This is a genomic window from Lacticaseibacillus hegangensis (genome assembly GCF_003946465.1).
Lineage (GTDB): Bacteria > Bacillota > Bacilli > Lactobacillales > Lactobacillaceae > Lacticaseibacillus > Lacticaseibacillus hegangensis.
In genome coordinates, this window is the sequence record NZ_RHOL01000023.1 from 1 (window position 1) to 17,497 (window position 17,497).

The 17,497-nt window shown below is 56.6% G+C and carries 16 protein-coding genes; 1 reads left to right on the plus strand and 15 read right to left on the minus strand.

The window, feature by feature from the left end; genetic code table 11:
- Positions 1-447 precede the first annotated feature (447 nt).
- From EKM86_RS08110 to EKM86_RS08175, 14 genes are all read right to left on the minus strand, one after another.
- Positions 448-3,552, minus strand: coding sequence for an alpha-mannosidase (locus EKM86_RS08110; protein WP_125756866.1), 3,105 nt, complete (start codon positions 3,550-3,552; stop codon positions 448-450).
- Between the two features lie 126 nt (positions 3,553-3,678).
- The gene (locus EKM86_RS08115) at positions 3,679-4,332 is read right to left on the minus strand and encodes an amino acid ABC transporter permease (RefSeq protein ID WP_125756868.1); all 654 of its coding nucleotides are present in this window, start codon (positions 4,330-4,332) and stop codon (positions 3,679-3,681) included.
- 17 nt (positions 4,333-4,349) lie between these two features.
- Positions 4,350-4,994: an amino acid ABC transporter permease gene (locus tag EKM86_RS08120; RefSeq protein ID WP_125756870.1), complete on the minus strand. Its 645-nt coding sequence runs from the start codon at positions 4,992-4,994 to the stop codon at positions 4,350-4,352.
- Positions 4,991-5,818, minus strand: coding sequence for a transporter substrate-binding domain-containing protein (locus EKM86_RS08125; protein ID WP_125756872.1), 828 nt, complete (start codon positions 5,816-5,818; stop codon positions 4,991-4,993). The genes EKM86_RS08120 and EKM86_RS08125 overlap by 4 nt, the downstream gene beginning before the upstream one ends.
- Positions 5,819-5,829: 11 nt before the next feature.
- Positions 5,830-6,567, minus strand: a complete 738-nt coding sequence (locus tag EKM86_RS08130; protein ID WP_125756874.1) for an amino acid ABC transporter ATP-binding protein — start codon at positions 6,565-6,567, stop codon at positions 5,830-5,832.
- 299 nt (positions 6,568-6,866) lie between these two features.
- Positions 6,867-7,697: a DUF6681 family protein gene (locus tag EKM86_RS08135; protein WP_125756876.1), complete on the minus strand. Its 831-nt coding sequence runs from the start codon at positions 7,695-7,697 to the stop codon at positions 6,867-6,869.
- 11 nt (positions 7,698-7,708) lie between these two features.
- Positions 7,709-8,128 (minus strand): hypothetical protein, encoded by a 420-nt coding sequence (locus EKM86_RS08140; RefSeq protein WP_125756878.1) that lies wholly within the window; start codon positions 8,126-8,128, stop codon positions 7,709-7,711.
- A gap of 130 nt (positions 8,129-8,258) precedes the next feature.
- Positions 8,259-8,690 carry a Fur family transcriptional regulator gene (locus EKM86_RS08145; RefSeq protein WP_125756880.1) on the minus strand — a complete coding sequence of 144 codons (432 nt, stop codon included), beginning with the start codon at positions 8,688-8,690 and terminating at the stop codon, positions 8,259-8,261.
- Positions 8,691-8,759: 69 nt separating this feature from the next.
- Positions 8,760-9,332, minus strand: coding sequence for a nucleoside/nucleotide kinase family protein (locus EKM86_RS08150; protein ID WP_125756881.1), 573 nt, complete (start codon positions 9,330-9,332; stop codon positions 8,760-8,762).
- Positions 9,333-9,429: 97 nt separating this feature from the next.
- Positions 9,430-10,620, minus strand: a complete 1,191-nt coding sequence (locus tag EKM86_RS12610) for a C40 family peptidase (RefSeq protein WP_125756883.1) — start codon at positions 10,618-10,620, stop codon at positions 9,430-9,432.
- Between the two features lie 237 nt (positions 10,621-10,857).
- On the minus strand, positions 10,858-11,964 hold the full coding sequence (locus EKM86_RS08160; RefSeq protein ID WP_164506217.1) for a C40 family peptidase: 1,107 nt from the start codon (positions 11,962-11,964) through the stop codon (positions 10,858-10,860).
- A gap of 244 nt (positions 11,965-12,208) precedes the next feature.
- Positions 12,209-12,556: a hypothetical protein gene (locus tag EKM86_RS08165; RefSeq protein ID WP_125756887.1), complete on the minus strand. Its 348-nt coding sequence runs from the start codon at positions 12,554-12,556 to the stop codon at positions 12,209-12,211.
- 112 nt (positions 12,557-12,668) lie between these two features.
- Positions 12,669-13,931, minus strand: coding sequence for a tyrosine--tRNA ligase (tyrS, locus tag EKM86_RS08170; RefSeq protein ID WP_125756888.1), 1,263 nt, complete (start codon positions 13,929-13,931; stop codon positions 12,669-12,671).
- A gap of 275 nt (positions 13,932-14,206) precedes the next feature.
- Positions 14,207-14,554 (minus strand): ArsR/SmtB family transcription factor, encoded by a 348-nt coding sequence (locus tag EKM86_RS08175; protein WP_125756890.1) that lies wholly within the window; start codon positions 14,552-14,554, stop codon positions 14,207-14,209.
- 188 nt (positions 14,555-14,742) lie between these two features.
- Between EKM86_RS08175 and EKM86_RS08180 the strand changes: the two genes are divergently transcribed.
- Positions 14,743-15,678: an FAD:protein FMN transferase gene (locus EKM86_RS08180; RefSeq protein ID WP_125756892.1), complete on the plus strand. Its 936-nt coding sequence runs from the start codon at positions 14,743-14,745 to the stop codon at positions 15,676-15,678.
- Between the two features lie 45 nt (positions 15,679-15,723).
- Here EKM86_RS08180 and EKM86_RS08185 read toward each other — a convergent pair whose 3' ends face one another.
- A complete protein-coding gene (locus EKM86_RS08185; RefSeq protein ID WP_125756894.1) occupies positions 15,724-17,496 on the minus strand; it encodes a glycoside hydrolase family 13 protein in 1,773 nt (590 codons plus the stop codon).
- Position 17,497: the final 1 nt, after the last annotated feature.

A 17,497-nucleotide genomic window follows, 5' to 3' on the forward strand; every position in this document is an offset into this window, starting at 1 on the left:
AGATTCCACCTCGCGATGGACACCCTTGCCCTTGGCTAGCGGTTCCGACTACTACGGCCCGCAGTGGACTTTCACCACCAAGTTGGCGCCCATGCCGGGCGCACCAAGAAAAGCGCCCCTAGCAAATGATTTGCTAAGGGCGCTTGCGCGTGTTACCACCTTAATTCGCCTAGTCGTCGCCAACTAGACCTCTGAGCGTACGGCCGATTAATTCGGCGATATGCCATTGCTGTAATGGGCGCAATCCCAGGTGCAACTTCCGTAGTCGCCGCACCAACTCATAGCCTACTTTCGCTGATTGACCATCACCGCTTTCCACTCACCGCGGTTCACTGACATGGCTGACTCAGCTACTCTGCTACTCTTCGTCTTTATTGACAGTCATACTAAATGAAAATCTGATAAGTGTCAAGCACTTATGTGAGAAAAGTATGAGAGTTGCCGAGATTAATTCCGCTTGAAGGCCACGGTCAAGATCTGGTACGGCTTCAGCACCAGGTCAAACGCGCCATCATCCCCAGCGGTCAGCTCAGCCACTGGCGATTCATCCAGCTCCACCCGCTCGGCACTGGCAAAAGCGAAGGTCGGCGAAACGCGCAGCTGTGTGTCGCCAGGCGTGTTGTTGTGCAACCGCAAGATGACCGCATCACCGTCCTCGCTCGCCTTGATGGCATCGACCTGAACTGCGTCCGCCTTTTCAAACGTGAACAGCGGCGTCAAGCCGCTCGCCGCATTTTGCCGCACGATCACGGGGTCGTTCAAGTCCGCGGCTGCTTCCGCCACGCGTCCTTCGATGAAGTCGCCACGGTGCGGCAACAAACTGTAGGTGAACTCGTGCAGTCCCTGATCCGCATCAGTATCCGGGTAGACCCCACATTTGATCAGAGACAACGACAGCCCGCGGTCAGTCGCCGCATAACCGTACTTGCTGTCGTTAAGCAGCGCCACCCCAAAGTTGCGCTGGGAGAAGTCGGCCCACTGGTGGCCGACGACCTCGAACTTGGCTTGTTCCCAGGAGGTGTTGCGGGCAACCGAGCGCTGAATGTTGCCGAACTGGATGTCGTACGTCGCCTGATCGGTCAGGACGTTCAGGTCAAAGCTGGTCCGCAGCAGCAGTTCGTGCTGATGCCAATCAGCCGTCGTCTTGAAGTCAAGCCGGCGTGAGTCATTTTCGGCAATCAACGTTTGCGTGACCGTCGACTTGTCAAACCGGTACTTGAAGACCACGCGGCAGCCGGCCGCTTCCTGATACGTCGTGATCGACTCAGCAGAAAGCGTGCGCGACTTATCTGGATAATCGGCATCAATGTTCCAGTTGGAAAATGAGGTCGGCCGGTCTTCATAAATGGTCAGAACATTGCCCAGGCCGCCTGTTTTAATGGCTTCCCGGTCGTTATCCTTGTCGTACACGGAGGTCAACTGCCCGTCCGCATTCCACTTGATAAGATAATGCGGGGTTTCGATCTGGTTCGTCTGGCTAGGGGTCGGTGCGGCCGCTTCCCCAGTTGGGGTAAAGGTCAACGCGGTTGTCCCAAAGGCCGGCACGGTGACATCAGGCAGCACATAGCCAGTGCCTAAGCGCTTCGCCTGAACCGTCGTCCCCGCCGTGGTCTTAAACTCACCTGCTTGTTTCTCAGGCACAAATGCCGCCGTTTTTTCGCCAAGCAGGGGATTGCTCAGCTCAATGCCGCTAGTTTCAGCAGTGCGCGCAGCCGTGATTTTGGCCAGCAGGTCAAAAGCCTCGGCGTAAAGCTTATCAACATCCTCGTAGGCCTCGCCAATGGCGGAACCCGGCAGCACGTCGTGGAACTGGTTGCGCAGTAAAATCTCCCAGGCCCGGTCGAATTCGGCCTTCGGGTATGGCGTCCCCTTTTCCACCAGTGCAGTGGTGGCCAAGATTTCAGCGCGGCGCAGGGCGAGCTCTAGTTTGCGGTTGTGACGCTTCGTCTTCGCCTGCGAGGTGTAAGTGCCGCGGTGGAACTCCAGGTAGAGCTCACCGTTCCACTCCGGATAGGTCTCCTCGTTGCCTTTGACTGACTGCTCCAAGTCATTGAAGAAGTCGGCGACCGTCTTGTTCTTGGCGTGCGGCAGGCCTGGCAGCGCATCGATCACGTGCAGGTTTTCGATCATTTCCTTGGTCGGACCGCCGCCCCCGTCGCCGAAGCCATAAGGCATCAGCAGCACGTTGGACTTGTCCTTATCCTTGTACTCGTGGTAAGAGCCCATCACGACATGCGGCGAGATCTCACCGTTGTAGGTGTAGTTCCAGACCTTGGACTGCGAGTAATCCTCAGTGCGTTCAACCGTCGTCAAAAATTGTGTCAGCACGCGGCTGCCGTCGAGCCCGGTCCACATGAACAAGTCATGCGGCATCCGGTTGGTGTCATTCCAAGAAATTTTGATGGTCACAAACCGCTTGATGCCAAAGCCTTGCATGATCTGCGGCAGCGCATAAGAGTACCCGAAAACATCCGGCAGCCACATCACGGTTTGCTTGTGGTGGAATTTTTGCTCAAAGTAGCGCGTCCCGTACAGGAACTGGCGCACCAGGGCCTCGCCGCTTGGCAGGTTCGTGTCCGGCTCCAGCCAAGTGCCGCCGTCCGGCTCCCAGCGGCCTTCTGCTGCCCGCGCCTGGATCTGCTTGAACATCTCCGGATCGTCTTCTTCAACGAATTTATGCACTTGCGGGGTGGAGTAGAAGAACTTGAAGTCGGGATAGCGGTCCATCAGGCGCAGCGCCGTCGCAAACGACCGGCGCGCCTTTTCACGCGTGTGGCGGTACCGCCAGAGCCAGGCCACATCGATGTGCGTTTGACCAATGGCATCGACAGCAAAGTCCAACTTTTCGTTTTGGTGCTTGGCAATGAAAGCATCGATCAGACTCAGCGCCTGCTCGGCGTCCTGTTCAGTTTCCGCAGGGGTCGCCGTCGCCCAGAAAAAGCCCTTAAACGCGTGCTTGACCAAGCGAATGTAATCGTAGCGCAGCGGATTATCTTCGCTGAGTTCCGGAATGAGGTTGACGATGTTGCTCAGGTACCGGTATGCTCGGCGCACAGTCCGCCGCTCCGGCCCGCGCTGCGCGGTCGTGAAGACGTAATGCTGAATCTTTTTGGGCCCGCCGCCTTCCAGCCCGGTCCACATCATGATCTGAATATCGACGGTTTGGCCATCATACTCAGGCCCCAGGAATACTTCTTCGTGATTCGAGTCCACGGCCTGACGCGGCTTGCCGTTCAAAAACAGCAGTGCTTCAAACCCGGAGTTGTTGCCTTCCCCAGTCCGTCCCAGGTCCAGGCGCAGCACGGTCTCACTGGCCTTGCTGGCGTGCACCTGCACCTTGAAGCGCAGCCAGTAGTAATCGTCGCGGCCGGACCAAGTATCGCCCACCTTGACGGGCTGCCAGTCGGCGTCTGCCGGTGGCACGTCCCGATGGTCTTCGCGGGTCTCATGCCAGATCTGCATGTCCTGAAGATCGCTGAAGCCGGCGTAGATGGCTTGGTGCAGCAGACGCACCTGCTGGTTCGCTTTGCGCTGATTAAATTCCTCTGTCATTGTTTGCCTCCTTGCTCACATTGGGGCAAGTATAGCGCATACAAATTTAAGTGAAAACATTGACATTTTATTTTAATTTGTTCCACCAAAAAACGCCATCCTCTAAGCGGAGATGACGTTGTGGAACTAGTTGAGGCGCCGGTCGATCACATGCGACGCGACCGACAACGCGTAATTGACGATAAAGTAGAGCAGCGCCAGCGCGGCGAACATCGGAATCGTGTAATTGACGTTCTGGCCGTAGATAATCTGCGCGTGCTGCGTCAGCTCGGGCAGCAGGATGATGGTGGCCAAGCTGGTATCCTTAACCAGGGAAATGAACTGAGAAACCAGCGGCGGGATCATTTTCTTAAAGGCCTGGGGCAAGATGATCTGAATCATCGCCTGCGAGTAGGTCATGCCGTTACTGCGCGCGGCCTCCATTTGACCGATCGGCACTGCGCCGATCCCAGACCGAATGATCTCGGCCAGCATCGCGGATTCAAACACCGTCATCGCGATGATCGACGCCGGGATGACCGACAGCCGGATGCCGATGTTCGGCAGCGCGAAGTAAGTGAAGAACAAAATCAGAAGCAGCGGCAGGTTGCGGATCAGGTCGATGATGAACCCAACGATGGCGCTGAAGTACTTGATTTTGACGTACCGAGCGACCCCCAGAAGCGTGCCGATGATGAAGCTGAAGAAGATGGACACCACCGAAACTTCGACGGTGACCCACAAGCCGCGCATCAGGTAGGACAGGTTGACAGCAGAGTAAGCATTAATAAAGTTTTGCATATTCTCGCTCCCCCTTCCTAGGCCCGTGACCAGTGTTTTTCAAGGTACCGCATCGCGTACGACATCGGCATCGTGACCACCAGGTACAAGACCCCGACCACCAGGTAGGTGTCAAAGGTGTTAAAGGTGGTGGCTGCAATGATCTTGCCTTGATACATCAGGTCAAAGCCCGCAACGAAGGCCAGAATACTCGAATTCTTGACCAGGTTGATGAACTGGTTGCCAAGCGACGGCACCACAATCTTGATGGCCTGCGGAAACACGATGTGCACCATGGCCTGGGTGTAGCTGAGGCCGTTGCTGCGGGCGCCTTCCATCTGGCCGGCGGGCACGGCCTGGATCCCAGCACGCACAGTTTCGGCGATGAAGGCCGAGGTGTAGATCGTCAGGCCAATAGTCCCGGCAGTGAAGCCGTCCATCTGCATGACAAACTGGGGCACGATGACGTAAAAGGCCATTGTGATAACCAGCAGCGGAATGTTGCGAATGAACTCAACGTAAGCCTTGCCGATGACACGGACCCATTTCTTGTGCGAAATCTCAAGCAGCGCAAACACCGTGCCGATGATCAAGCTGGCGACCAAGGCGATAATCGAGGATAGCAGCGTGTAACCCAGCCCGGAGATCAGGGTGCCAAAATTGTTCGTCAAGATGTTGATCATGGCTGCACCTCCTGAACGTCAAAGCCCGGCACGTCGCTGAACCATTTCTTAAGCAAGCGTTCGTAAGTTCCGTTTTTTTGCAGCGTGTCCAGCGCCTGGTTCATCGCGTTGGTCAAATTGGTCTGGCCTTTGTTCATCGCGATGCCATACGGCTCCTTGGTGAAGGTGCCGCCGACCACCACGTAACGCGGATCCTGCTGTGACATCCCGTAAAGGATGCCGTTATCAGTCGTCAACGCGTCGCCTTGATGGGACTTCAGTGCCGTGAACGCCTGCGAGTAATCGGACAGCTGCAGCACCCGGGTATCTGGCGCCGCCTTTTTAATGTTGTCCACCGAGTTTGAGCCCTGAACCCCGATAACTGAGGTGCCCTTCTTCAGGTCCTTGACTGACTTGATTTTACTGTCCTTGGCAACCAGCAGCGACTGGCCGGCAGAAAAGTAGCTCTTGGAAAAGTTGAGCTGCTTGAGCCGCTCCGGCGTGATCGTCATGGTGCCGATCACGGCGTCGACGTTACCCGCCTTTAGCATTGGCACGCGGGTGTCCGAGGTGATTTGGGTCAGCTCTGCCTTGCCATTTTTGCCCAGGATCTGTTTGGTCAAGGCCTTCGCCATGTCTACTTCAAACCCTTGGATCTGGCCGGTCTTAGTATTCATCAGCCCGAACAGGCGGGTGTCGGCCTTGACGCCCCAAACGATCTTATCGGTCCGCTTGGCGCGGGCCAGCGCATCGCTGTCTGCCACGGACTTGCCGCAGCCGCTCACCACTAGGAGCATGGCAAGAGCGGCAAAAAGCACGCCGAGGCGGCGAATTCTTTTAGCCATAGTCTCCCCTCCTAGTGGTTCAAGATCTTACTGATGAATTCCTGCGCCCGCGGTTCCTTCGGGTGATCGAAGAAGCCGGCCACGTCGGAAGAGTCCTCGAGGATCTGGCCGTCCGCCATAAAGACGATGCGGTCGCCCACGCGCTTGGCAAAACCCATTTCGTGGGTGACCACGACCATCGTCATGCCCTGCTTGGCAATTTTTTGCATGACGTCCAACACGTCGCCAATCATTTCCGGATCAAGCGCCGACGTCGGTTCATCAAATAAAATGGCGCGCGGATTCATTGCGAGCGACCGTGCGATGGCGACCCGCTGCTTCTGGCCCCCGGACAGGGCGGCTGGCAACTTGGGCGCCTGGTCGGCGAGCCCGACCATGTCCAGCAGATCCATGGCCTCCTTCTTGGCTTTTTCCTGGTTCTCTTTCAGCACCAGGGTCGGCCCCAGGGTGATATTTTCGAGCACCGTCTTATTTGCGTAAAGATTGAAGTGCTGAAAAACCATGCCGACGTTCTTGCGGATGCGGTTCATGTCCGTTTTTTTGTCCGCCAGATCGAAATCGTTGACGATCAGTTGACCGGAAGTGATCCGCTCCAGGCCGTTAATTGTGCGCAACAGCGTACTTTTGCCCGAGCCAGAGGGCCCGATGATCGTCACGACCTCACCACGGTCGATGGTCAGATTGATGTTCTTTAACGCGTGAAACTTTCCATAGTATTTCTCGACGTCGTGAAATTCGATCATTGACATCGTGATTCCCCCTTTACGCAAGTAAAATATAGTGCGCAGTGCTTGCGTCTAGAATACCGCGTCAGGACAACTGTTTGCAAGAATAATGACCTGCAAAATCGGTGTCAAGTCACGGTTTGATACCCACCCGCACGCTCTGCTAGCCTGGAAGCCGTTTCAGCGTGCCGCATCCGGCCACGGTTTCAAGACGCTTGTCAGCCATTTGAGAACAATCTAGCGGACAAAAAAACGCCTGAAACATTGGTCGAATTATCATATCTATTAAATAATTCTACCAATATTCAGGCGCGGTGCAAGTTTTATTGCGGCGTTGTCACTTTTGGCCGCGGCGTGTACGCCACTTGGACGCTGATCGTATAAGGCGCGTGTTCGGTCAGCAACCCGGCGCGGCCGGGCCGCTTCGATTCGCCGCCTTGCAGAAAAACGTGGGCGGCGGCCAGCTGATAATCCTTTTCTGCCTGCTTGACCGGCATGAGGCCGACTTGCGTGATTTCGCCCAGCACCAGCGGCTGCAGGGCATTCAGCCCGCCATACACGAGCAGGTGGCCATTTTCTTGGCTCAAGCGGAAGTATGGCAGGTCAAACGGACCGCCCATCGCGGACACCGGCTTGTGTGAGTGCTGCGCCACCCGCAGGACGGCGCGCTCGTCAAGGCCTTGATAATTTAATGTGAGCGCGCCGGTTTTCACCAGCTGGTCAACCAGGGCGGCCAGCGCCTGCTGCTGCGCGTCTGAGCTGATCACGGTCGTCGGCAGCAGCTGCTGATCAGCGAACAGCCCGCTGGCCGCGCCGGACTGATTCTGCCGCGTCAGGGCGGATTCGGCCTCTTTCATGCGTTCCGGATTCCCACCAAGGAGTTTTTCCACCTTGGGCGAGATGTCAAATGGCACCGTTTTGTCCGTGTAGTAATAAATCACATTCAGCACAACGAAATACAGCAGGACCAAAAACAGCAGCAGAAACAGGACCCCTTTGATGCGGTAACCGGGGTAGCGGAGGCAAGTGATGGCTAGATACAGAATGTAAAAGTTAGCGGCACCCGCCACCACCGTGAACGCCTTGCCTTTGGCCTTATCTTGAATGTTGAAATAACTGAGCAGTCGGTTGAGGACGTCTAAAGCCGTCAGCATGTACTCACCTCCTATTGATTGGTGCTGGTTGCGTCAGTGCCGCCCTCGGTCGCGGTGCCGGTCTGAGCGCTGGAGCTGCTGCTCGAGGCTGGCTTGCTGCTGGACGTGGCGCTGCTTTCGCTGCTGCTCGAGGAAGTTGCCCCTTCGCCGGTGGTGGTTTCAGGCTGGCTTGATGAAGTCGAGGCACTCGAGGCCGCCGGCGCGCTGGAAGACTCGGCCGGCTTGCTGCTCGACGATGAGGCCGGACTGCTGGACGACGACGAGCTGCTATCTTTAGCCTTCATGCTGGACACCAGGGAGCTCTGTGCCGCCGGGGACTTCGGCGTGCTGGTCGGGTTGACTGTGTTATTGATCCAGTTATAGCCGCTGATCAAAATGATCAGCGACACGATTGCTGCCGGTGACAGCAGCGGCGGAGTACGATAGGCCATTACTGGTCCTCCTTTGAAAACTTGCTACCTTGATTCTAACTTAAACGACCGAGGTGTGCGCTTAAGAAAGCCGAAAAGCACACAATCATCGCATTTTGGCCACTAAAAAATCCCGCCACCGCGGGATCGATTATCGGCCCAGCTTCTGCGCACATTCTGCGCACAAGCCATAAAGCTCAAAGTTGTGGCTGGCGATTTTGGCGCCAGGCAGCTGGTCTTCAAAATATTCTAACGGGCACATTTTGACTTCCTGCACCCGATGGCAGTTGGTACAGATGAAGTGGTGGTGATGCGGGTGCTGGAAGTCGCACTGCAGCTTCACAATAGCCTGCTCGTTTTCCACGTCGCTTTCCAAGATCCCCAGCTGCTCAAAGGCTTTCACATTGCGGTAAATGGTGTCATGAGACAGGCCCGGGTACTGGCTGCGCATGTATCGATCGAGCTGCGTCACCGGCACGAAACGCCCACTTTTGTCCAGATAAGCGACCAACGCCCGGCGCTGCTTGGTGACCCGCATCCCGCTTTGTTTCATTTTTTCAATTGCGATTCTTGCCTGTGACATAGTGGCCTCCGTTTTAATCGGACTGATTACGATTTAATTCAGTCTATCATATCAGGCGCGCGGTCGCAATTACGCCTTGGCCGCCGTCTGGGTCAGCTGCTGCATGAACGCATCGATCTGGCGGCACGCCTGCGGCCAATCGTCATTTTTGATGACCGTCGCGACGTCAGTAAGCCCTGCTGGCAACTGCAAGTCGCGCTTATACTCTGGCGAGGCCAGCCGCTTGGCCACCATTTCCTCGGGATCCCCGCGGCTCAATAAACGCCGCCTCAGAATCGACGGATCCTCAATCGTGAGATAAAGCACGGCCAGCTGATCGCCCAACTGTCGCGCATAGGTCAAGGCCCCCTTGGTGTCCAGCACGATCGAGACAAAATCTGCATGCGCCCAGGCGCGATTCAGGGACTCATAGGAACTGCCGTACTCGTACCCCGCATAGGTGACGTGCTCGATGTAATGATTCGCGGCAAAGCTTTCTGGCGTTTCAAAAAAGTAATCCACACCATCCACCTCGCCCGGCCGCCGCGGCCGGGTGGTGTGGGTCATCACCCGGTCAACGCCGTAGTGCTTTTTTAGGTAGGAAGAAACGGTGGTCTTACCAGTGCCGGTCGCGCCAGTGATCACGATCAATTTGCGCTGCATGAGTGCCCCTCCTTGGTTGTTAGGCCCATTTTACCTTAAAACCAGCAATCAAAAAAGCCGGCAAATCGCCGACCTCGTTGAGTGAATGTTTAGTTGGTTAGATCCGGCGGGCATTGGTTGGCGTCCATGAACCGACGCTCTGAGTCGTCACGGTCTGGCCAGGATTTGGCGCGTGAACAAAAGTGCCACCGCCGATGTAAATCGCAACATGGTAAGCTGGCGCACCCCAGAACAGCAAGTCACCCGGCTGCAGATTGGAAAGTGATACCGGCGACCCGATCTGCTGCAGTTGTGAAGCCTGGTGAGGCAGGCTGCCAAGCCCGGCGAGCTTAGCGGCGTAAACCACTAACCCGGAGCAGTCAAAGGATGAAGGACCAGCAGCGCCCCAGACGTAAGGTTTCCCGCGCTGAGCGAGTGCCGCGGCCACAAAGCCGGACATGTTACTGCCGTAATGAGCAGCCGGCGTCGCCGACGCAATCGTCGTCGCAGCGGAAGCGGCCGTGTGATGACTCGTTGCCACCACTGCAGCTTGTGGCTGGGCCTTAGCCGCGTTGGCCTGGGCAACCAGTGCGGCAGCAGCAGCAGCAGTTGCCTTGGACACCGAACTCTGCAAATTGGTCAACTGCGCTTTGTTTGCTTCGACCTGAGCAGAAAGGTCGCTGGCCTGTTTGGTGGCGCTAGCCTTCATTGTCTCAAGTTTGGCCTTATCGGCAACCAGTGTGGCTTTACTGGTAACCAGCTGCTGCCGCTTGGCTTCCTGCTCGGATTTCAGTGATGCGACCTTCGCCTTTGCTTCCTGAACCGCAGACAGGGCTTCCTGGCTAGCTTGGTTCAGCTTGTTGACGGTGAAGCCGCGAGAAACCAAATCGGACAAGTTCTTGGCGTTCAGCATGAAGTCCATGTAGACGTTACCAGTAACGGAATCGCCCACCTGTTTTTGCAGCGAAACCAGTTGGCGCTTCAAAACCGCTTTACGACTGTTGACCTCAGCGGTGGCCTTCTGAATCTGGCCATCGTAATCGGCGATCTTAGTCTCAGCGGCATCGATACTGTCCTGGGTGTTTTGAATCGAAACGACTTTGTCAGAGATTTGGTTGTTGATCTTGCTGACATTAGCCTGCGCATCCTGCAACTTGGTCACAAGTGCCGCTGTGGCCGACTGGTTCTTCGAAACGGCACTCTTCGCGTCGCTGACAGAATCAGCGGAAACGATTGTCCCGGTACTTAAGGTGCCGGCACTCAGCAGTGCAGCCACCGCGATAACTGATAAGGCTTTGGAAATTTTCATTAAACATTCACTCCTCAATGAATCAACTGTAGACGAGTGTAACAAGCGAACGTTACAGAGGTGTTACAGCGAGGTTAACAATCAAAGACTGTCAGGTCGCCATTTGTTGCAATATGGCAAATGCAACATTTCCCCCACTTTCGAGAGGTGTACACGCACAAACCAGAGAAGAAAACAAGCCAAAATTGGCACAGAAAAAAGCTCACACCGAGATGCGAGCTTACATTGCGAAACCGATTAAAGCCGCCGCGCAAAATTTGGTCGGTAGCCGTTGATACTGGCCGTGTGTACGCGATCGCCAGGCTTAGGCGCGTGCACGTATGTGCCACCGCCAACGTAAATGGCGACGTGGTAGGCCGCGCCAACGCGGCCCCAGAAAAGCAAGTCTCCCGGCTGCAGACTGCCCATTGAAACGTTTTGCCCCATCGAGCTGAGGGCCTGGGAAGTGTGGTAAGTGCTCAGCGCCGGGATGCCAGCTGCTCGTCCAGCCACGTACACTAAGCCGGAACAGTCAACCCCAGCAGTGGTCTTACCACCGGAAACGTATGGCACCCCTTGCATCGCCAGGGCATTTGCCACCAGCGAGCCGCCATTGAGGGTCGGCCGGGACGGCGCAGCCTGTGTGGCTGGTGTTGCGGTCTCCTGAACCAGCGCCTTGGCTGCCGAAGCAGTACGCTTACTCTTGGCGCTCGTCAGCGCAACGAGCTGCGGCTTGCTGGCGGCCACTTTTTCTTGCAACGCAGTGGCGTCCGCTTTGGCCTGTGCGGTCGCCTTATCCAATTGAATTTTAGCCGCTTCCAGCTTAGCCTGATTAGCCACTAACTCGGCCTTTTTCGCTATTTCCGCCTGCTTCAACGTCTCCGCCTTCGCCTTGGCGTCTTGAATGGACTGAAGCGCCTCCTGTGAGGCCTGGTTAAGCTTGTTAACCGTAAATCCTCGGGCCACCAAGTCTGAGAAGTTCTTGGCATTGAGCAAAAAATCGACGTAGACGTTACCTGTGGCCGAATCGCCGATCTGCTTTTGCAGCGCAACCAGCTGGTTTTTCAGCACCGCCTTGCGACTTTTCACCTCAGTGGTGGCGTTATCGATTTGCACCTGATATTTGCCAATTTTACCTTGCGTATCATCAATTGCCGCTTGGGTTTGAGCAATTTTGGTGACCAGGTTTGAGGCCTCATTACTGGACTTTAGGACCTGGTCCTGAGCTGCTCGCAACTGTTCGATCACGTCAGTTGGCTGACTCGTGCTTGCCGTCGGGGCCGCCGAAACCATCGTTTGGGATCCGCCGGCAATTCCGATCAGCGCGGCAGCCCCCAAAGCGGCCGCAATCTTCCCTAACCTCATATTGACACACTCCTCTGTTTTGACTGCCATCAACATATCAGTTAGAAGTTACATCGGCGTTACAGAGTAGTTAATAAACCGAGTCAATTCCCGGCGGGCAAAAATGGTTTTAGCCCAGAGCAAAAGCACTCCTGCACCACGATTCATTTATCGAATCGTGGTGCAGGAGCGCCTGTCAGTTGGGCGTCGTTTTGTGAAACGCGACAAAGCAATTTTGGCTTGCGCTCAAGCTGATTAAACTCACTTATTCAGCGCGAACCGGGACGACCTCCAGGTGCAGCTGAAAGGCCTCGGTTCGATCCATCACCGCGATGATGAAGTGATCATCGGCAAACCAGCTGACCGAAAGTGCATCGCCGGTGGCTTCCTCCAGCCGATGCAGGTCGACCGGCCGCTTGATGGCAAACGTCAGCACCTGCTCGGCCAGCTCATGGATATCCGGCAGCGGGCAGGCCGAAAGCTCCGCGTTGAGCAGCCGCAGGGCCTCGTGGCCCGCCGCCTCAAAACTGAGCAGCCGCTGGCCGTCCAGCCCAGAATAAAAGACGGTCAGCGACTGATTTTGATAAGTCGCACCAATCACCGAATAGGCCATGCCGAATTCCCCCTTTTTTATTAGTATAGCATCCTGACCCGAGGCCACGCCGGTTGCGGCCACGAAAAAAGCGACGCTGCCGCCGCTTTTTGACCTCTTCTGGGCCGGACGCTTACTTTTGGATCCGGACCAGGAAGTACTTCTTCTTGCCGCGGCGCACGATCGTGAACGCGCCGTCAAAATGCGCGCTCGGGTCCACGGTGAAGTCAAGGTCGCGCTGCTTCTCACCATTAATGGTGATGGCACCATTTTGGACGTCTTCGCGCGCCTGCCGCCGTGAAGATTCGATGCCGGTGATGTCCACCAGCCAAGTCACAATGTTTTCAGGGGCGGCCGGCGCCGTTTTGCTTGGAAACTGCTTGAAGCCCTGCTCGATTTCCTCAGCCGTCAGGTCCTGCACATCGCCAGAGAACAGTGCGGCGGAGATGGCTTCGGCCTGGTCGACGGCTTTCTGGCCATGCACGAACTTGGTGACTTCCTGGGCCAACCGGCGCTGCGCTTCCCGTTTTTCCGGATGCGTCTCAGTTGCCTCGACCAGGTCCTGAATCTCTTCTTTAGATAAGAAGGTGAAGAACTTCAGGAACTTTTCAACGTCCTGATCATCCTGGTTGAACCAGAACTGGTAGAACTCGTAGGGCGAGGTCTTTTCGGGATCGAGCCAAACCGCGCCGCCGGCCGACTTGCCAAACTTGGTGCCATCCGACTTGAGCATCAGCGGGTTGGTCAGCCCGTACACCTTGGCGTCCGGACCTTCCACCTTGTGAATTAGGTCGATGCCGGCGGTGATATTACCCCACTGATCGGCGCCGCCCAGTTGCACCTGCACGTCCTCGGTTTGGTACAGCTTCAAAAAGTCGATCGACTGCAGGATCTGGTAGGTGAATTCGGTGTATGAAATCCCGTTTTCCAGCCGGCTGGCCACCACTTCCTTGTTCAGCATCTGGTTGACCGGGAACAGCTTGCCGTAATCGCGCAGAAAATCAAGCAGGCTGAGCTTGCTGAGCCAGCTGTAGTTGTCAACGATGCGGAAATTGTCCGTGCCAAACAGGCGCTCCATCTGCGCAGTCAGCTTTTTCTTGTTCTCGTCAATGGTGGCCATCGTCTGCAGCACGCGCTCGGAATTACGGCCGGAGGGGTCGCCAATCGAGCCGGTGCCGCCGCCAATTACGATCACGGGCTTGTGCCCCATCAGCTGGAAACGCTTCAGCATCATGAACGGGATCAGGTGCCCCACGTGCAGCGAGTCGCCGGTCGGATCAGTCCCTACGTAAATGCCGACGTGCTTTTCAGTCGTTAATTTGCGCAGGCCGTCCTCATCGGTGAGTTGATTCAAGGCGCCACGCCACGCCAGCTCGTCTAAAATATTCTCTGCCATTATGTTCCTCCTATTAAAGTTACGACCGAAAAAAAGCCCTGTTTGCATCTGCAAACAGGGACGGAAAATTCCGCGGTACCACCCACGTTATGGCTAACCAGCCATCACTCTCGATGAATAACGCCATCACCCGTGGGCCATGCTGCGAAGGTGTAATTCGTCAGACAGCGAAGGTCGGCTTTCATCCCCCGCCGACTTTCTGAGGCATCCGCTGTTCAACTACTGAACTTCCGGTCGAAATATTGTCCTTAGTGTCCCACCAGAGCGGCCTACTGTCAATCCTCGTCTGCCGTTTCGGCTGCCCGCGCCCGCAACGCCGCGGTGATCCGCTCCAGCCGGTGAATCGTGTCATCAAGTGTCAGATAGTAGTACACAACGTTGCCTTCTTGGCGTGACCCCACCATGCCAATATCGTGCAGCGTCTTCAGGTGGTGCGAGGTGGCCGGCTGCGAAAGTCCTATCTCTTTCGCCAAATCGTTGACCTTGACTCCTTGACCGTCTGAACTCTGCCCCAAAATCATGAGTAATTTCTGCCGATTTGCATTGGCCAGTGCGTTCAAGTGCCCGATATCCGCCTTAAACTCAGTCAAGGCCGCCTCGTGGGCCGCCGTGTAATTGATCATCACCAACACCTCCAAAGTATTTATTGATTTATATAATACTACTTTTATTTGCCCTGTCTTGACATTTTTTGAAAATATTTTTTGCCAACAATAACTTTAGTCCCTGTCGCTTGAAAACGTTTCCCAATGGCAGGATAATAAGAGCGAATAGCGTGCCGGCATCTGGCACTCAGAAAAGAGGTTTCCCCATGACATCTACCTTTCAATTCGACGGCCTCGGCGCCAAGAACACTTTGACCATCTACAGCGGCGGTGAGCCTGGCACGTTTGACAGAAGTGTCGCCCTCGTCTCTGCGTACGCCAAGCTCCTGTCCTTCTACGACTCAAGCTCGCTGCTCGCGCAAATCAATCAACAGGCTGGCCTATCGCCGGTGCAGATTCCGGTGCGGCCGGTGTTCAACCTCATTGCGCGCGCCGTGGCGTGGAGCAAGCGTGGACTGGGATACAACGCCTTGATTGGCCCGCTGGTCGGGTTGTGGCGGATCGGTTTTGACGACGCCAGCGTCCCCTCGTCCGATCAAATCAAGGCAAAACTGGCACTGACGGATCCCGACCAGGTCATCCTGGACTCTGAGGCGCAAACCGTGTTCCTCAGCCAGCCCGGCATGGCCCTGGACCTTGGCGGCATCGCCAAAGGCTTCATCCTCGACGAGCTGGCTCACTTGTGGGCGCGCCGCGGCGTTACCGGTGGCCGCATCGACCTGGCCGGCAACCAGGTGCTGATTGGCAACAGTGAAGGCGGCGTGCCACTGTGGCAGGTTGGCCTACCGGATCCGCGCGACCCGAAGAATCCGCCGATTGCCACCTTGACCACGGCCCCCAAGGCGCTGGTCACGACCGGTATTTACTTCCGACACTTCGATCGCCGCGGCCACATCTATCACCATCTGCTCGATCCGCAAACGGGCAGCCCGGTCGAATCCGACATGGCCAGCATCACGGTAGTCGCCGATTCCGCCGAAAAGGCCGACGTGCTATCCTCTATTGGCTTCTACGCCGGCCTGCCAGAAGGCCTGACCCTGATGGAAAACGAAGGCGCCGAGGCGGTCTTCATCACCAAGGATACGCGCATCAGCCAAACCGGTGGACTGCGCGAAACCCTCATGCCGGAGATGGGCCATTAACTCAATCAGCCGTGAGTCTCTTCAACCAAGAGAACCACGGCTTTTTTAGTCGCTAGATTGAATTACCTGACCATGAGGCGAGAGCGTTGCCGCCCGCAACAGCGCCTGCTGATCAGTCGTCAAATACCGCAGATCCGCCTGCGCCGGGGTGAAGGTCAGCGGCTGATTGGTCGGGTTGAACAGCGCCACCAGCGAATGGCCGGCGGACTCACGCACCACACCAAGCCCGGCACCAAAAGTGAAACCAGTGAACGCAGCGACATTTTGCAGCACCGGACGCCGGCGCCACGCGGCGGCCTGCTGATAAATGGCCAACACCGCTTGGTTTTCTCGACCCCAAGGGTAGAACTTGCGATTCTGCGGGTCGGCCCCGCCGGTCAGCCCAGCCTCGTCGCCATAATAACCGACCTGATCGCCAGGCAGCATCGTCCACAGCGTCACCGCCTGCGTTAAGGCCGCCAGGTCCTCGCCGAAAACGGTCAGCACCCGCGGCGTGTCGTGCGTGCTTAAACTTGTGAAATTGGACTGGAAGACAGCGGGCGGATAGTTTTCCTGCAAGGTCAGTAGCTGCTTCAAGACAGCTGCAGCCGGCTGCTTGCCCAACACAAAATCTAGGATCAAGGCGCGCTGGGGATAATTCATCACGCTTTGCAGCATATCACCCATCAGGTACGGCCGCCGCGCGCCGTACGCGACCTTGCTTGAGGCATCCTCCCAGACCTCACCGATCAAGACCCGGTCAGGATACTGGTCCAGCAACCGGCGAATCTGACGCAGAAAGCCCAGATCGAGCTCGTCGGCGACGTCCAGCCGCCAGCCGTCAACCCCCAGCCCCGTCCAGTAGCCAATCACCGAGTCAGGGCCTTTGGCAATGAAGTCGTGAAAGGACTGACTCTGCTTATTGATCGCCGGCAGGTCCAAAACGCCCCACCAGCTCGCATAATCATCGGGAAAATGCTTGAAGGTGAACCAGTCTGCGTAGAGGCTCCCCGGATCCTGCGCCGCGCCGACCGTCGGGTAATGGCCAAACGCGTTGAAGTAACGTGAATCGCGGCCGACATGATTGAAGACGCCGTCCAAGATCAGATGCATCCCCCGGGCGTGCACGGCCGCCACCAGCGCCTTAAAGTCCGCAAGCGTCCCCAGCACCGGGTCGATTTTGAAGTAATCGCCTGTGTCGTAGCGGTGATTGCTGGCCGCCTCAAAAATTGGACTGAGGTACAGTGCCGTAAAACCACGTGCCGCGATCACGTCCAGCTTTTGAATGATGCCTTGCAGGTTGCCGCCGTAAAAGTCCCAGCGCACCACCTCACCGGCCGCATCCTTGATGTAGTAGGGGTCATCACTCAGCTGACCGTACAAAAAAGTGTTGGCCTTTGGGGCGTTCACGTGGCCATCTGCATTGCCGTTGTTAAAGCGGTCAACAAAAATGTGGTAGATTCGTGCGTTTTGATACCATGCCGGCACCGTCTCTTGGCGTGCCACCACAGTCAACTGGTACCACGGCGCCGCATCCACTGCCTGGTACCAGCTTGCCGGACCGCCGACGCCGCCGCGGCTGGGGGCGAGCACGCCATCGCCGGTCGGGCCGGCCACGGCAAACTGGTACCACCACAGCCCCACAGTCAATGCCGGCGTGCTGCCTTGAAAGGCCTCGGCAGTGTGCGCCAAACGATAACTGGCCGCCGCTTCCCCGTCTTTTCGGAGCACCAGCGACACCGTGTCGGCGTCACGCCCTTGCACCATGAAGTGAATCGCGGTCCCGGCCACCACTGCACCGCTTGGCGTACGGTCTAAAAACGAATCGTATTCCATCAGT

Bases quoted from the DNA above. Each gene is read 5' to 3' on its own strand.
- EKM86_RS08110 (WP_125756866.1), bottom strand. From the start codon at position 3,552: ATGACAGAGGAATTTAATCAGCGCAAAGCGAACCAGCAGGTGCGTCTG.
- tyrS (WP_125756888.1), bottom strand. From the start codon at position 13,931: ATGGCAGAGAATATTTTAGACGAGCTGGCGTGGCGTGGCGCCTTGAAT.
- EKM86_RS08125 (WP_125756872.1), bottom strand. From the start codon at position 5,818: ATGGCTAAAAGAATTCGCCGCCTCGGCGTGCTTTTTGCCGCTCTTGCC.
- EKM86_RS08145 (WP_125756880.1), bottom strand. From the start codon at position 8,690: ATGTCACAGGCAAGAATCGCAATTGAAAAAATGAAACAAAGCGGGATG.
- EKM86_RS12610 (WP_125756883.1), bottom strand. From the start codon at position 10,620: ATGAAAATTTCCAAAGCCTTATCAGTTATCGCGGTGGCTGCACTGCTG.
- EKM86_RS08150 (WP_125756881.1), bottom strand. From the start codon at position 9,332: ATGCAGCGCAAATTGATCGTGATCACTGGCGCGACCGGCACTGGTAAG.
- EKM86_RS08165 (WP_125756887.1), bottom strand. From the start codon at position 12,556: ATGGCCTATTCGGTGATTGGTGCGACTTATCAAAATCAGTCGCTGACC.
- EKM86_RS08140 (WP_125756878.1), bottom strand. From the start codon at position 8,128: ATGGCCTATCGTACTCCGCCGCTGCTGTCACCGGCAGCAATCGTGTCG.
- EKM86_RS08175 (WP_125756890.1), bottom strand. From the start codon at position 14,554: ATGATCAATTACACGGCGGCCCACGAGGCGGCCTTGACTGAGTTTAAG.
- EKM86_RS08115 (WP_125756868.1), bottom strand. From the start codon at position 4,332: ATGCAAAACTTTATTAATGCTTACTCTGCTGTCAACCTGTCCTACCTG.
- EKM86_RS08130 (WP_125756874.1), bottom strand. From the start codon at position 6,567: ATGTCAATGATCGAATTTCACGACGTCGAGAAATACTATGGAAAGTTT.
- EKM86_RS08120 (WP_125756870.1), bottom strand. From the start codon at position 4,994: ATGATCAACATCTTGACGAACAATTTTGGCACCCTGATCTCCGGGCTG.
- EKM86_RS08180 (WP_125756892.1), top strand. From the start codon at position 14,743: ATGACATCTACCTTTCAATTCGACGGCCTCGGCGCCAAGAACACTTTG.
- EKM86_RS08135 (WP_125756876.1), bottom strand. From the start codon at position 7,697: ATGCTGACGGCTTTAGACGTCCTCAACCGACTGCTCAGTTATTTCAAC.
- EKM86_RS08160 (WP_164506217.1), bottom strand. From the start codon at position 11,964: ATGAGGTTAGGGAAGATTGCGGCCGCTTTGGGGGCTGCCGCGCTGATC.